This is a genomic window from Bacillus mycoides (assembly GCF_018742245.1).
Classification (GTDB): Bacteria; Bacillota; Bacilli; order Bacillales; family Bacillaceae_G; genus Bacillus_A; species Bacillus_A cereus_U.
The window spans coordinates 1,357,321-1,371,683 of the sequence record NZ_CP036132.1; the positions used below are offsets into that span (position 1 = coordinate 1,357,321).

Genomic DNA, 14,363 nt, shown 5'->3' on the forward strand with positions numbered 1-14,363 from the left:
ATTTTCAACTATATTCATATTATAATTTAGTTATCCCGCCATTTGTAGGAGAGGGATTGCCTATAAAACATTGATTAAAGCTTTACTTTAACTATCTCTGGAGGTGTTCAATATTGCAATATGCACTTTCATGCATAAGGCTACGTAGTTTTTTTGGATGGATGATTATAGGGATGTTCCTAACGATGATTCCATTAAGTTTATCAGGTGCTTCTGACAATACGATAGAGTTCCTGTCACAAATATCAATCTTTTTCGCATTTCCACTATTGTGGCTATATTTAAAAACAAGTAAAAATAATATTGTTTTTAAAAGTTTTTTTGATAAACCCGGACGTTTACATTGGGGGTTAATTGTATTAGCAACGATAATGGGAATAATTTTTTCAGTCGGTATATCTCAAATTCAATTTTATATTTTAGCACATACTGTACCAAATTTCTTAGTTACTATGATAGAAGATGGAAATGTAATTAATACGAGTAACATATACATGACGATATTTACTTTCATTTCAGCATGTGTATTAGCCCCAATAATGGAAGAGGTTATTTTTAGAGGTTTTTTCTTACAACGAATGGCTTACAAATGGGGGATTAAACGTGCAGTTATTATATCCTCTCTTATTTTTGGACTAGGCCATTTTGATGTTATCGGTGCTTTCATGTTCGGTGTTATTATGTGCCTTCTATACATAAAGACAAAAAATATATGGACGAATATTGCTGTGCATGCTCTAAATAATTTGATTGCAACGAGTATGCAATTTGTAGGTGGAGATGGAAGTGACGCAATCTCGATTACTGAATTACAAGCACAAAGTAATTTATGGATCGGCATTGGTCTTGCGATTATCGGTTTATTATGGTTAATTCCTTTTACTTGGAAACAATGGCGTACTGTAAAAGAAGTAGGTGTGCCACCGCTTCGCTTAATAAATGAAGAAAAAGTGATGAATTCATCACGTGAAAATGAAATGTATAGCCAAGTTATACTAACGAATAGATTGATGGCGGTGGAACTGCCAGATGAGGCTGTCAACCAGCTTAAGTTAGAAGAAAATGAGTATGTAACAATAGCTGTAGAAGAAGATAAGATTATTATAAAAAAGGCGGATTATAGGCCATTAAAAAGTAGCTCTCCAGTATGAAAAGGAGAGCTACTTTTTAATTTGTAATAATCTCTACACGGAAGTTATTTCCGTTTTTCACGTATTTAATATCTGTAACGATCCGAACGGTTTTTAGAAGTTCAACTTTTTCACCAATTCGAGGGATGGTCGGAACATTGTCCCAAATACCAAGCAAGTCATCTAATTGTGCCGTTTTTTCATAAAACCAGATTTTCAATGTAAAGCCCCTTTCTCGAACTTTGTGTATTTTAATACATGATATATCATTTTTATTCTCAATGTAAGAGGTTTTTACTCTTTTTTGTGAATAAAGATGAATTAATCTTCTGGGAAGATATGTTCAATATCCGGAGTAAGAGCTACTTCTGATAATACGATATGAGAAACTGTCGTTGCATATGAAGAAACATCATTGATAAATTCTTCAAGTTCAACGAGTGAAGGAACAGAGATTTTTACAATGTAGCATAAGCTTCCTGTTACTCGGTAACAAAAACTTGCAGATGGATAAGACTGAATAAACTGTTGCATACGTGTTGTATCACCATTTTTTAAAGTGATTTCTAAAATACAATCTAAAACAAGTCCTGCTTTTTTATAATTGATATCGATTGTGTATTTTTGAATAATTCCTTCACTTTCAAGTTTACGAACACGCTCTGTAGTAGACGGAGCGGATAAGTTTACTCGTTTTGCCAATTCGCGCATCGAAAGGCGACTATCATTATATAATTCATTTAAAATTTTTCGATCAACACGGTCTAATTGCATTTGTAAATATACCTCCAGTAAAATGATGATTTTTGTAAAGGAAAATTATAAATTAAGATTCATATGAAATGTAAAGTGAGCTTTATTTATTTTACAATAAAAAAGAGGGAAATAGGAGGGGAAATGATGGAGAGAATTATATTATCAAATATAGGAGATACAAAGTTTCAAAAATTATTAGGGCATAATCCGGATATATTAAATTCGTGGAGTACGTTAGAGAATACACTGTATAGTACAGGGACCCTTTCCGCAGAGTTAAAGGAGCAAGTAAGAAGAACATTAGCGTTTGGGAATGAATGTCCGTACTGTATGGCAAAGGGAAAGCCGGATGATATACAAAAGATAGAAGAAATTAGCGTAGCCGTTACTTTTGCACATGCATTTGTTCATAACCAAAAGGCGATAGATGATAATATGTTTCATGTATTAAAACAATATTGGACTGAAAAAGAAATTGTAGAGCTTTGTGCCTATATTTGTTTTATTACTGCGTCACAGCAACTTGGTTTTCTGTTTCAATTACAGCCCAATTAACTAGGAGGATAATATGCTTAATCACGCAGCACTTATAATCATTGATGTACAGGAAGCATTTAACTTACCGTACTGGGGCACAAGGAATAACCTTTTTGCGGAAGAAAATATGAAAATTTTGTTAGAAGAATGGAGAAAAAGAGAATTACTAGTTATTCATATTCAGCATGTGAATAAAGAAAATGTGGAGTCAATGTTTCATCTAGATGCAGAAACAGTACGTTTTAAAAAAGAAGTGAGGCCGTTACCAGGTGAGATTATTATTCAAAAGGTTGTTAACAGTGCGTTCATTGGGACAAATTTAGAAGAGATATTACGAGTAAAAGATTATACTTCTTTAGTAGTTGTAGGATTAACGACAAATCATTGTGTAGAGACGACAACACGGATGTCAGGTAATTTAGGATTTACAACGTATGTAGTGAGTGACGCGACGGCTACTTTTAACCGCATCGGTCCAGATGGCACAGAGTATAGCGCAAAGGATATTCACAATATGACGCTTGTAAACTTGCATGATGAATTTGCTGCTATTGTGACGGCGAAAGAAATATTAAAAACTATTTCGATAAAATAATTGCAGAATTATGTAGAAAAAAATAAGAATATTTCGTATAATCTAAGTATAATCATTTTGAAAATAGGGGTGTCATCATATGGAGCAAATTCCAGTAAAGAAAATAGAAGAAGTACTCGTTTTAGCAGGAGATGATAAACAAAAGCAAAAGGAATTTTATGAATTGCTCTTAACAACGGAGTTTTATGTTGCTGGTTCATTAGAAGCAGAGGACGGGGCAACAGAAGGCACACTTCGTTTACGTCATTTCCAAGGAGAGGGTAGATGGATTGTTCCATTCTTTACACAATTGGAATTTGTAAAAGCTGTGTTGCCAGAAGGGACACCCCTTATTACGATACGTGGAAAAGAATTATTGGGTAGCATCGAGAAAGATGCTACAGCTGTATTAAATGTTGGAACAGATATGAGTAAAACATTTATTCCAGAAGAAATTGCAGAGATAGCATCAGGACGAATCTTTAATTATTATAAGTAAAAGGAAAAGCTTAGCAGCTTTTCCTTTTTAATTTGAACATGGAGTGGCTATACCAGAAGAAATAGAAACAGTTTTGTTAGTTGTATTTATTGTTGCTGTAGCTCCGAGGGGAATACCGATATTTGGACTTATATGTCCAATCGGTAAACCGAATAACACAGGTATATTATATGGCATGAAATATTCATATAATATTGTTTGCAATGATTGAGATGGCTTAGAAGGGTTGCAGTCGTGACAACTTGTAAAAATAACGCCACTGCATTCATTAAACTGTCCAGATAAAAGTAGTTGATTTAACATCCGGTCAATGCGGTACGGTTCTTCACCAATATCTTCAAGCAATAAAAGTCTATTTGACGTATTTATCTCATAGGGCGAGCCAATTATACTTGTTAACACAGTTAAATTCCCTCCAACTAATGTGCCTGTAACTGTACATGGAGAGGTAGGCACGATACATTCTGATGCATATAAGATAGATGAATACGGATGGAATAGTTGATTGAAAGAAGATAAAGAGAGAGAATCTATACCTTTTCCTAATTCTTCAATCATTGGACCATGAAAAGTTACAAGCTCTGCATAACGTGAAAAGGCAGTATGTAAAGCCGTAATATCGCTATATCCCCAAAAAATCTTTGGATTCCGTTGAATGATTTCATATTGAATGTAAGGGAGGAGACGAGCGCTGCCGTAACCACCTCGTGCACAAAAGACTGCTTTGACCTCAGTATTTGTAAATGCTTCATGTATATCATCAAGACGAACTTGATCACTTCCAGCTAAATATCCATATTTTTCATAAACGCTCTTTCCGATTATTACAAATAAACCCATCTCTTGTAATACGTTCACACCTTTTAATACATTCTCAAGTGTTGGTGGGCCAGACGGTGCAATAATCATTACTGTATCACCTTTTTGTAACGCATTTGGATGAATCATTGTTCTCAGCCTCCTTCTCTTTCAATATATTCGCTTGAGCGAAAGTTCAATCCTTGTAAAAGAAGGGGAAAGCATGTCATATAAAGAAGGTATAGGGAAAGTAGGAGGGAAAATGATGTTTACAAGTCGAGTAATAGATATATTACAAATTAAGTATCCGATCATTCAAGCAGGTATGGCAGGAGCTATTACAACGCCAGAACTTGTTGCAGCTGTGAGTAATAGCGGAGGATTAGGTACGCTTGGAGCAGGGTATATGAGCCCAGAACAAATCCGTGAAGCGATTTATAAAATAAGGGAACTAACAAATAAGCCTTTCGGTGTTAATTTACTTTTAACGAAAGAGATACAGATAGAAGAAGAGAAGGTAAACGAGGCGAAAGTATTACTTAGTGGAGTGAATAGAGAATTAGGTATAGAGGAAGAAAAGGCTTTAAAACTTCCAAAAAGCTATAAAGAACAATTACAAGTATTATTAGAGGAAAAGGTACCAGTCGTTAGTTTTGCATTTCAAACGTTAGAAAAAGAAGAAATAGATGATTTGAAAAAGGAAGGGATAAAAGTTATCGGAACAGCTACCCATGTAGCGGAAGCGAAAGCACTTGCTAAGTTAGGGGTAGATATTATCGTCGGGCAAGGTAGCGAGGCAGGAGGGCATAGAGGAACGTTTATTGGGAAAGAACAAGATGCGATGATTGGTACATTTGCATTAATCCCGCAATTAGTAGCGGAAGTACCTCATATCCCGATTGTTGCAGCAGGTGGTGTAATGAATGGGCAAGGGCTTGTCGCGGCATTTGCGTTAGGGGCAGAAGCTGTTCAAATGGGATCAGCCTTTTTAACGAGTGAAGAAAGTATTACGCATGACGTGTATAAAGAGGCGATTTTACATAGTACAGATACGAGTACAACGGTAACCCGTGCGTTTTCCGGGAAATATGCACGGGGTATTCGTAATGAATTTATAGAGAAACATGAAGGAAGAGAAAAGAATTTACCGATGTATCCAGTACAAAACGTATTGACTTCAAAAATACGTCAAGAAGCAGCGAAGCAAAATAAGGAAGAGTATATGTCGCTTTGGGCAGGACAAGCATCATCATTAGCACGAACGGAATCAGCTCAGCACGTAGTGAAACGTGTCATGAAAGAAGCAGAGAACGTAATTGAACAATTACAAGGTGTATATAGAAAAAGACCACTTGAATAATTCAAGTGGTCTTTTCGTTAGTTTGCTTTATAAAATTGTTGGATAGCTTCGTCGATGTAAACCCAGCCTTTCCAACCTAAGTGCATATGATCTTTTAAGAAGTACTTATCATATTCATGATTTGAGAAATCAGCAATTGGATAGCCAGCTTGCTTAATTTGCTCATGAACTTTATTGTAGTATAATTCGCGTTTTTCTTTCGGGAAGCCAGCGTAATCATACCAAGGACCTTTTACAGGAACAGAAATGAAGAGCGGTTTTGCGCCAGATTGTTTTAATAAATCAAGTACAATTTGTAAATCTTCATATTCTGGTGATTGGTCATAAGCATCATTTTTTAAGTAACCTTCACGTTGCTTTAATTTCTTCTTAATTTTGCTATTGAAGTAATCATCTTCGATACCATATTCGTTAGAGCTTGATTCTACTGCACCTGTTTGATCAGCATGCTTACGAGCTTCTTCCCAGTTCATTTGTTTTAATGATGGATCAAGCTTTTCTTTATGCGGCTTAATATCAAACATAACTGTAAATAAATCTTTACGATCTAGAATGTTACGATAAATATAAGCGAAAGGTTTAGCAGCAAGTGCTTTTACTTTATACTTTGTATCATCGTAGGCGATACCTTCAAGTGAAATTTTTAATAAAGTTTCTTTTTTAACAATCTCAAAGTTTAATAAGCGTTTTGCAATTTGTTTTTTCATTTCAGGTTTTAAATCATCGTTGAAAATGAAGTGGTAACCTTGTTGTTTTGAAAAGTTAGGTGCAAAGTGTGTCTCATCAATACCTTGTGGTACAAACCATTGCGGAGAAAGAACGAATATCATTTTCTTATCTTTCAATTGATCCATTGTAGATGCGAAGTTTAATACATGTACAAGGTCTTGTGTTCCGCCGCGTCCAAGTAGGAATGGTGTGAATCCTTCAGGCTTTACTTTGAAATAATTCGATGGATGAAAAGCATCCATACGTGCGAATTCCGATGAACCGTACATCGGAAGGTATTTCGGGTCTGCTAACATCTTTTGCTGTAAAATCATACTTTGAATCTTTTCTTCTTTTAAAGAAGTCGCAGCTTGTTCTACTTTCTCATCACTTAAAAGTGGGAGTAGGAAGCGCGTAGGAATAAGTAAGAATACAGCAAAAAGGGCCAATGCTAAAAGCATCGGACCAAATTTTACTTTGTTCATCGGATTTCTTCCAACTTTTTAATAACCATATTTGGTGTAGCCCACTCATCGCGGTCAAAATCAGAAATAGAAACTTCAATCTCTAAACGCTCTTGGAATTCTACTAATAAAGATACTACAGCGAAAGAATCAAGAATACCTTCTTCAAATAATTGAACATCTAAGTTTTCTTTCACAATATCGTTTTCACATACTTCTTCTAAAATATCTAATACTTGCTCTTTGAATTCTGCCATTTTTAAAATCTCCTTTATATCCGAAATATATTATATGTGCGACTTCTTAATAGTATAAGAAGGGTGCATTAAAAGTATCTGTTAAGGTGTCCAGAGAAGATCAGGAAACCGAAACATACAACGTGGAACGTAATTACAATCGCAAGGACATGCGTAAATTTATTATTTGGCCAAAACTTAAGCTTCTTGTTTTTTCGTTCGAAAATATCGAACAAGATAAACAAGGCAGCGTGATAAAGACCATAAATAATGTATTGATACACATGCTCACCAGTAATATGCCATATTCCCATGATGAAAAAGTTCAAAAATGCACCGATATACGAAATTGTGTAACGGTTTTTAATTAGCTTTTTCTTCGTTGCGAAAAAGACGAAACGCATGTAAATAAAGTCACGGAACCAGAATGATAAACTCATGTGCCAGCGATTCCAGAAGTCTTTAATGTTACGACTAATGAATGGTTTATTAAAGTTTTCTGGAGTTTTAATTCCCATCATATAACTTACACCAATTACAAATGAGCTATAACCAGCAAAGTCAAAGAATAAATATAAGCTATAGCTATACATGTAAATCATATTTGATAGGATTGTATCTTGCTGAGCGAATGCCGGATCCATAAAATATTGCTTTATTAAGTAAGCAATAATAAATTTATACAAGAAACCTTGGAAAATACGGTTTAGCCCTGTATATAGTAAATTTTGATATTCTTCTGCACTAGGTGGCTTTTGAATATCTTTTTGGAATCTGCGGTAACGATCGATAGGTCCCGTTGAGATAGCCGGGAAGAATAAAATGAATTCCCAAAAATTAAAGAAGGAAAGTTCTTTAATTAAGTTATCACGAACTTCAAATACCATTTGTACTGCTCTAAATGTTACATAGGACATTCCTAAAAATACAACAAACTTTAGCTCAGGTACAAACGGTGCGATTTTTGCCAAAATAAGCGGTAAAATCGATAAAATAACAGCCATACAAAATGTGAATGTACTATTATTTTGTTTTCTTAACATTAAATAGCCTTTAATAAGGGCATATTGCCAAATAATAAATGCTGCTAACATCATTGCTTGCTTCGGTTTATCAGAGAAGATAATAACGAGCATTACTAATGTTAAAACGGCATTATATTTACGCAACATTTTACCTTTTAATCCAGCTATGATAGTAGGTATTAATAAAATGCCTACTATAGCGAAAAAATAAAATGATCCATATGCGGTCATGCTGTAACCTCACTCAATAATTTTTTGCGATCTACCTTTCCATTTGGTGTCATTGGAATAGAAGATTGATACATGAATTTACGTGGAATCATGTAGTTTGGTAATCGCTCATTGAGTTCTTTTTTAATTGCAGATGTTAATTTGAATTCTTTTTCAAATGAATGCTCTCCAGGAACAACAACCGCTAATAAATAATCGTACTTTTCACCTTTTTTAATTGGAACAATAACTGCTCCTTCTACGTAAGAACACGCACGAAGGTGATGCTCAATTTCTTCTAATTCCATTCGATAACCATGAAGCTTAATTTGGAAATCAAGACGACCATTATAGAATAGAAGACCATTTTCTACATAGCCAGCATCGCCTGTTTTATAGGCGCGCTCGCCGTCAATCATGGTAAATGCTTTTTCTGTTAATTCAGGGCTTCCTAAATATCCAACGCTTACGCTTGGACCAACAATTACGATTTCACCTTTTTCACCGTCAGGTGCAAGTGTGCCGTCTTCTTTCATAATAAGAAGGCGACAGTCTGATTTACAGTAGCCGACTGGAAGTGATTTGTATTGATCAAGCACTTCTTCTGTAACGTGAATACCTGTTACAGCAACAGTAGCTTCTGTAGGACCGTACGTATTCATAATTGTTGCTTTCGGGAACCGCTCAATTAATTTTCTAGCCACTTCATTTGGTAACACTTCACCGCAGAATAAGAATGTTTTCATGTTTGGTAGCATACTCTCAGAGAAAGATGCTTCCATTAAACACATTTCAGCGAAAGATGGTGTCGAAGTCCATACTTGAATATCCGATTGCTCTAAAGAAGCAAACAAGTCTTTTGGACGTGCAATCATATCTTTATCGATTGCCCAAAGTGTACCACCTGTTACTAATGATGGGTAAATATCCATTACAGATAAATCGAATGAGAAAGGTGCTTGGTTTAAGAATACTTGCCCTGTTTGTAATTTGAAATCTTCTACAGCCCATTTTGTAAAGCTAACAAGACAGTTATAAGTAATCTGAACCCCTTTCGGATTACCTGTACTTCCTGATGTGTAAATAATGTAGAAGTTCTCATCACCTTTTACCGCATGTTCAGGATTTGGAATGTTCCCTTTATGAGTAAAGAAAATATCTTTTAAGTTGTCTTCACTTACAATGCGAACTGGTAAATCAGTTACAGTTACTTCTGTTCCTGATAAAAGTAATTTCGCACCAGAATTTTCAGCGATACGTTGTACGCGATCAGCTGGGATAGATAAATCTACAGGAATGTAAGCATGTCCAGCTTTTACACAACCTAAAAAGTTAATAATCATTTCAGGTTGCATATGGCCATAAACCATAATTGGTGAACGATCATCTGGATACTCAGAAGAAATCCAATGTGCTAACGCATCAGAATCTTCCTTTAATTGCTTGTACGTAATTTTCGCATCTCGCCAAACAAAAGCGGTTTGATCAGGCGTTTCTACAGCCCACTTTTCAATTTGTTCTAATAACTTCATAACGTTCCCACCCTAGAATTCATTGTAAATAAATGTACTTGTGTTTGTATCATGGAATCCATACAACCAAAGTAATGCAAATAAAATTGCAAGGTAATAAACCGTCTTTGCAACCCATTGTGTGAGTGGTTGAGACCATATCTCTTTTAATCTTTCCATGTCTTTCCCTCGCTTAATGAAATAATAGCTCTTTGTAGGTATCATGTCCTACATTATTGTGAAAAAAACAAAATCCCACATTTTAGGTAAAAATAAGTCAAAAGGCTCTTTTCTGATATTAGCACTAAATACTAAAAAAGAAAATCCCTAACTTAGCAATTATATTACATTCAGCATGAATTTGTAATGGGTTTGACATGTAAATAGAAAGTGGATTGTGTGAATACATAAAAGTGGACTATAAGAATACGTGAAAATATAATATTTGTTTTTTATTAATCGGTAGAGACTGAGCAAACTTTAAATTACTAGATCTTTTTAAAAGGAGGAAATTATCATGAATAGAGTGTGGAAGAGTCTTATTTCAGAAGAAAATATTATGAAATGGAGACGGCATTTCCATAAGTATCCGGAATTATCGTTTCATGAAAAAGAAACTTCGCAATTTATATATGATACATTATGCTCATTTTCTTCTTTTGAAGTAACGAGACCAACGAAGTACAGTGTACTAGCAATTAAAAGAGGAACGGAACAAGGGAAAGTAGTTGCGATTCGAGCGGATATAGATGCTTTACCAATTCAAGAGGAGACAAGGAAATCTTATGCGTCTGTGAATAAAGGGATGATGCATGCATGTGGGCATGATGCTCATGCAGCTATTTTGTTAAGTACAGCAGAAGCGCTATCAAATATGAAGGAAGATTTTGCAGGCGAAATCCGTCTGTTCTTTCAACACGCAGAGGAAGTGTATCCCGGTGGCGGACAAGAAATGGTGGAGGCCGGTGTTATGGACTGCGTTGATTATGTAATAGGTTTGCATGTTATGTCTGGATTAGAAAGTGGGAAGGTAGGAATTGTATATGGCCCTATGATGGCAGCACCAGACGTATTTACAATTGAAATTTTAGGAAAGGGTGGTCATGCGGCACGACCAGAAGAAACGATAGATCCTATTGCTATCGGAGCACAAATTATTACAAATTTACAACATATCGTATCAAGAAATACAAGTGCTTTTATGCACAGAGTAGTGTCAGTTACACAATTTCATGGGGGGATGGCCGATAATATCATTCCAAACAAAGCATCTTTAATGGGAACTGTTCGATCTTTTAATCAAACATTAAGAGAGGAAGCAAAAGAGAAAATTGAGCAAATTGTGAAAGGAATTACAGAAGCACATGGAGGGGATTATACATATACGTATCGTTACGGATATGATCCAGTTGTTAATAATGAGTACATTACGAAAATAGTAGAAAAAAGTGCGATAAAATTGTTCGGAAATCAGCGTATTGTGCATCTTGAACCTTCTATGGGAGGAGAAGATTTTTCAGCGTATTTAAGAAAAGCACCTGGTTGTTTCATTAAATTAGGAACAGGGAATAAAAATATTGATACTTGTTATCCACATCATCATCCGAAATTTGATGTAGATGAATCAGCTTTAATTTATGGAGTAGAATTATTTTTAGAAACAACGATAAGGTTACTAAAATCATAGAAAAGTATAAAAAAAGGCAACTGCGCTCTATCGCAGTTGCTTCTATTTCTTCCGTCAGAGAGGGCTGAGAAAGAACTATGCTCATTTATAGTATATGAATAGCTAACGGACAAGCTTGTACATTTTAACTATTTTTTTAAAAATAGTTATTGACTTTGATAATCAATTTCAATTAATCTAATGATATAATTGAAATTGATAATTATTATCAATGAAGTGGATGAGGAACCTTAATGAGAAAAACATTTCACCTTTTACGAAGGGGATTAAAAAATAAAGATGTTGATAAGCATATTGAATGGCAACGAAATATAATTCGTTCTGAATATGTAGATGAGAAGAGTACACTTCCAACAGAAAAAGAGATACAAGGTAAAAGGAGAGGTTCAGTTGAGTAAGTTAGTAATGATTTTTGCAAGTATGAGTGGAAATACGGAGGAAATGGCTGATCATATTGCGGGTGCAATTCGTGAAACAGAAAATGAAATTGAAGTCATTGATATTATGGATTCACCAGAAGCTTCTATATTAGAGCAATATAACGGTATTATTTTAGGTGCTTATACTTGGGGAGATGGTGATCTTCCGGATGATTTTTTAGATTTTTATGACGCAATGGATTCTATTGATTTAACTGGGAAAAAAGCGGCAGTATTCGGGTCATGTGATTCAGGTTATCCAAAATACGGGGTAGCGGTTGATATTTTAATAGAAAAGCTGCAGGAGCGCGGGGCAGCAGTTGTGTTAGACGGATTGAAAGTAGAATTAACGCCAGAAGATGAAGATGTAGAAAAATGTTTACAGTTTGGAGCTGAATTTGTAAAACACCTTTCTTAATGGCAGAAGGGAGATGAAGAGCAATTGCATGAAAAAATCGCAATCAAAACGATGACAGATTACCATTTGTATGATTTTATGCGTTGTCCACACAAATTTTATTTCCGTCATATAAAAAGAAGAGAACCATCTTCATTTGAATGGCAACAAATAGCACAAATGATTGTAAATCAAATTATTAATGAATATTACACGGTACCTGCCGGGCAACAAACAAAAATTTTTCTTTTAATACTTTTAGAAAAGTATTGGAAAAAAGTAAGGATTAATATGTTTGCTTCAAAGGCGGAGTACTATATTGTTTTAGCGAAGCTAACTGATCACTTACTACAGTTTGTTGAAAGGGATGGGAGTCAGGCACCGCCGTTATTTTTATATGAGAAGTTTCAAACATATATGGAAGAGTTAGGTGTTCACATGTCATTGACATTTGAAGTTGGTGAGTGGAGTGCTGAATCGTTTGTAATTAAAAAGTATGTGGTTGATGCGGATGAGGAAATGCTAGCTCTTTGTCAGAAATTAATGACTGTGTTTAGTTATAAAGCTTTCGGCATTCTTCCAGGAAAAATCGAAGTGATTAATTTAATAGAAGGAACTAAGTATGAGTACATTCCAAAGCAGGAAGATATTATAACTGGAATGGCTGATTTATTTAGAATGAAAGAAATGCTGCAACAACCTGAGCACTACACAGAGCGTCATTTTCGTTCCGAGTGTATGAGTTGTGCTTTTCGTAGTGAATGCCAAGAGGAAGAAGAAAAAGAGGAAACGTTGCAGAAGAAAAATATCGTACATTAAAGGATGCAATTTTGCATCCTTTTTATTATTGACATGAAAAGCTTTTCATCATTTACGGTATATGAGTAGCAGATTTTAATAAGGGGAGGAATAATCAATGAAAGATGAAACAAAAGTATTTCAATGGTTAAAAGAACAGAATGCTCCTTTTGGAATTCAACTGCAAATTTTACAGGCGTTTCAATTGTATAAAGTTATTGTTGAAATGGATAAAAAATTAATGATGTATGAAGAGAGAGAGTATAGGGAGAGAATTTAATCTCGTCCCTGTAATATTGCCTTCAATTGTTCTTTACTCTTGTTTAATTCTATTTCGTTATTTGTTTCAATGTTATAAATGAGGTTATGTAGTAAAGGGCTGTATTGATAAAAGGTAGTGATGCGGTGAATGAGTAATGGATCGCGGTGAGAAACAAGTGTACTGTATTGTTTATATACAGATGTAGTAAACTCATGACCGAAATCATAATATAGCCCAGCAAAATCAAAAGCGGGATCGCCAATTTGAGCATCTCCAAAATCGATAACACCTGAAATGGTTTTGTTCAGGTTGTTAAATAAAATGTGATGATGTGTAAAGTCAGCATGAATGATTGTATTTTGAAAGGTAGATTTAGCTATACAGGTAAAGAAATTTTCGAATAAACGATTTAAGGCTGATTTCTGTAATGAAGTAAGGCTGTTAGTAAGATATTGATTTAATTTTGTTTGTAGTTCTTTCCAGTAGGTAAGTGTTTTTTCGATAGGGAATCCTAACGTTTCAACACGTTTTAAAGGAATACTATGTAAAGCCGCAAGGAAAGTGGCTAATTGTGAAATAATTACTTCAAGTTCTTTTTTCTCTAACTGGGCAACTATTTCAGTTTTTAACGGTTTACCATGAATGAGAGGATAATAGCTAAAAAATGGAACAGTATCACAATTATTCTTATACAATACGCGATACTTAGGGACTTCGATTCTTTGTAATGAATGAGAAAGAATGGTACACAGCTCCTTTTCTAACGGAATTCGCTTTGCATATTCAAGTTTTCTTGGAAAACGAAACAGTAGCTCGTCATTTATAATAACCGCTATATTATCCCAGCCCTCTTCATTTTGCGAATATGAATGTATAGAAAGACCGGGCAGAGCTTCTTTTATATATTGTTTGTAAGAGTCCATAATCGTTCCTCGTTTCTAAGTTAAAGGTAGGTTATTCTACTACATGATATCAGAATTTTCTTTCTGTAT

Annotated in this window: 19 protein-coding genes; 10 read left to right on the forward strand and 9 right to left on the reverse strand. The window is 34.8% G+C overall.

Annotated features, from left to right (window positions below; translation table 11 throughout):
- Window positions 1–113 precede the first annotated feature (113 nt).
- On the forward strand, window positions 114–1,151 hold the full coding sequence (locus EXW56_RS06860) for a CPBP family intramembrane glutamic endopeptidase (RefSeq protein WP_215597328.1): 1,038 nt from the start codon (window positions 114–116) through the stop codon (window positions 1,149–1,151).
- Between the two features lie 16 nt (window positions 1,152–1,167).
- Here the strand turns inward: EXW56_RS06860 and EXW56_RS06865 are convergent, their stop codons facing one another.
- Both EXW56_RS06865 and EXW56_RS06870 read right to left on the reverse strand, forming a co-directional pair.
- Window positions 1,168–1,350 carry a DUF3913 family protein gene (locus EXW56_RS06865; RefSeq protein WP_000707108.1) on the reverse strand — a complete coding sequence of 61 codons (183 nt, stop codon included), beginning with the start codon at window positions 1,348–1,350 and terminating at the stop codon, window positions 1,168–1,170.
- A gap of 101 nt (window positions 1,351–1,451) precedes the next feature.
- Window positions 1,452–1,904, reverse strand: coding sequence for an Lrp/AsnC family transcriptional regulator (locus EXW56_RS06870; protein ID WP_002011610.1), 453 nt, complete (start codon window positions 1,902–1,904; stop codon window positions 1,452–1,454).
- A 123-nt stretch (window positions 1,905–2,027) separates the two neighbouring features.
- On the opposite strand from EXW56_RS06870, the gene EXW56_RS06875 reads away from it, so the two are divergent.
- The 3 genes from EXW56_RS06875 (at window position 2,028) to EXW56_RS06885 (ending at window position 3,496) form a co-directional block, all read left to right on the forward strand.
- Entirely contained in the window at window positions 2,028–2,441 is a 414-nt protein-coding gene (locus tag EXW56_RS06875; RefSeq protein ID WP_171902550.1) for a carboxymuconolactone decarboxylase family protein, read from the forward strand.
- Between the two features lie 13 nt (window positions 2,442–2,454).
- Window positions 2,455–3,018 (forward strand): cysteine hydrolase family protein, encoded by a 564-nt coding sequence (locus tag EXW56_RS06880; RefSeq protein ID WP_215558203.1) that lies wholly within the window; start codon window positions 2,455–2,457, stop codon window positions 3,016–3,018.
- A gap of 79 nt (window positions 3,019–3,097) precedes the next feature.
- Window positions 3,098–3,496 (forward strand): SseB family protein, encoded by a 399-nt coding sequence (locus EXW56_RS06885; protein ID WP_002201223.1) that lies wholly within the window; start codon window positions 3,098–3,100, stop codon window positions 3,494–3,496.
- 27 nt (window positions 3,497–3,523) lie between these two features.
- On the opposite strand, the gene EXW56_RS06890 is transcribed toward EXW56_RS06885, so the two are convergent.
- The gene (locus EXW56_RS06890) at window positions 3,524–4,444 is read right to left on the reverse strand and encodes a S66 peptidase family protein (protein ID WP_002201222.1); all 921 of its coding nucleotides are present in this window, start codon (window positions 4,442–4,444) and stop codon (window positions 3,524–3,526) included.
- A 73-nt stretch (window positions 4,445–4,517) separates the two neighbouring features.
- Between EXW56_RS06890 and EXW56_RS06895 the strand changes: the two genes are divergently transcribed.
- Window positions 4,518–5,654 (forward strand): NAD(P)H-dependent flavin oxidoreductase, encoded by a 1,137-nt coding sequence (locus EXW56_RS06895; protein ID WP_215558204.1) that lies wholly within the window; start codon window positions 4,518–4,520, stop codon window positions 5,652–5,654.
- A gap of 17 nt (window positions 5,655–5,671) precedes the next feature.
- Here the strand turns inward: EXW56_RS06895 and dltD are convergent, their stop codons facing one another.
- The 5 genes from dltD to EXW56_RS06920 all read right to left on the reverse strand — a co-directional run bounded on the left by dltD (window position 5,672) and on the right by EXW56_RS06920 (window position 9,988).
- On the reverse strand, window positions 5,672–6,847 hold the full coding sequence (gene dltD / locus EXW56_RS06900) for a D-alanyl-lipoteichoic acid biosynthesis protein DltD (RefSeq protein ID WP_002201220.1): 1,176 nt from the start codon (window positions 6,845–6,847) through the stop codon (window positions 5,672–5,674).
- Window positions 6,844–7,083, reverse strand: coding sequence for a D-alanine--poly(phosphoribitol) ligase subunit DltC (gene dltC, locus EXW56_RS06905; RefSeq protein ID WP_002011622.1), 240 nt, complete (start codon window positions 7,081–7,083; stop codon window positions 6,844–6,846). Before dltC ends, dltD begins: the two co-directional genes overlap by 4 nt.
- Window positions 7,084–7,151: 68 nt before the next feature.
- On the reverse strand, window positions 7,152–8,318 hold the full coding sequence (gene dltB / locus EXW56_RS06910) for a D-alanyl-lipoteichoic acid biosynthesis protein DltB (protein WP_215558205.1): 1,167 nt from the start codon (window positions 8,316–8,318) through the stop codon (window positions 7,152–7,154).
- Window positions 8,315–9,829 (reverse strand): D-alanine--poly(phosphoribitol) ligase subunit DltA, encoded by a 1,515-nt coding sequence (dltA, locus tag EXW56_RS06915; RefSeq protein ID WP_002201218.1) that lies wholly within the window; start codon window positions 9,827–9,829, stop codon window positions 8,315–8,317. Before dltA ends, dltB begins: the two co-directional genes overlap by 4 nt.
- A gap of 12 nt (window positions 9,830–9,841) precedes the next feature.
- Window positions 9,842–9,988, reverse strand: a complete 147-nt coding sequence (locus EXW56_RS06920) for a teichoic acid D-Ala incorporation-associated protein DltX (RefSeq protein WP_002011626.1) — start codon at window positions 9,986–9,988, stop codon at window positions 9,842–9,844.
- A 337-nt stretch (window positions 9,989–10,325) separates the two neighbouring features.
- Between EXW56_RS06920 and EXW56_RS06925 the strand changes: the two genes are divergently transcribed.
- From EXW56_RS06925 to EXW56_RS06945, 5 genes are all read left to right on the forward strand, one after another.
- On the forward strand, window positions 10,326–11,495 hold the full coding sequence (locus tag EXW56_RS06925; RefSeq protein WP_002201217.1) for a M20 metallopeptidase family protein: 1,170 nt from the start codon (window positions 10,326–10,328) through the stop codon (window positions 11,493–11,495).
- A 233-nt stretch (window positions 11,496–11,728) separates the two neighbouring features.
- Window positions 11,729–11,893, forward strand: a complete 165-nt coding sequence (locus EXW56_RS06930; RefSeq protein WP_002158699.1) for a hypothetical protein — start codon at window positions 11,729–11,731, stop codon at window positions 11,891–11,893.
- Window positions 11,886–12,332, forward strand: a complete 447-nt coding sequence (locus tag EXW56_RS06935) for a flavodoxin (protein ID WP_002201216.1) — start codon at window positions 11,886–11,888, stop codon at window positions 12,330–12,332. Before EXW56_RS06930 ends, EXW56_RS06935 begins: the two co-directional genes overlap by 8 nt.
- 24 nt (window positions 12,333–12,356) lie before the next feature.
- Window positions 12,357–13,130, forward strand: coding sequence for a hypothetical protein (locus EXW56_RS06940; protein WP_002201215.1), 774 nt, complete (start codon window positions 12,357–12,359; stop codon window positions 13,128–13,130).
- A gap of 97 nt (window positions 13,131–13,227) precedes the next feature.
- Window positions 13,228–13,389, forward strand: coding sequence for a hypothetical protein (locus tag EXW56_RS06945; RefSeq protein ID WP_002149564.1), 162 nt, complete (start codon window positions 13,228–13,230; stop codon window positions 13,387–13,389).
- Here EXW56_RS06945 and EXW56_RS06950 read toward each other — a convergent pair.
- Window positions 13,386–14,294 carry an aminoglycoside phosphotransferase family protein gene (locus tag EXW56_RS06950; RefSeq protein ID WP_215597329.1) on the reverse strand — a complete coding sequence of 303 codons (909 nt, stop codon included), beginning with the start codon at window positions 14,292–14,294 and terminating at the stop codon, window positions 13,386–13,388. The genes EXW56_RS06945 and EXW56_RS06950 overlap by 4 nt on opposite strands.
- Window positions 14,295–14,363: the final 69 nt, after the last annotated feature.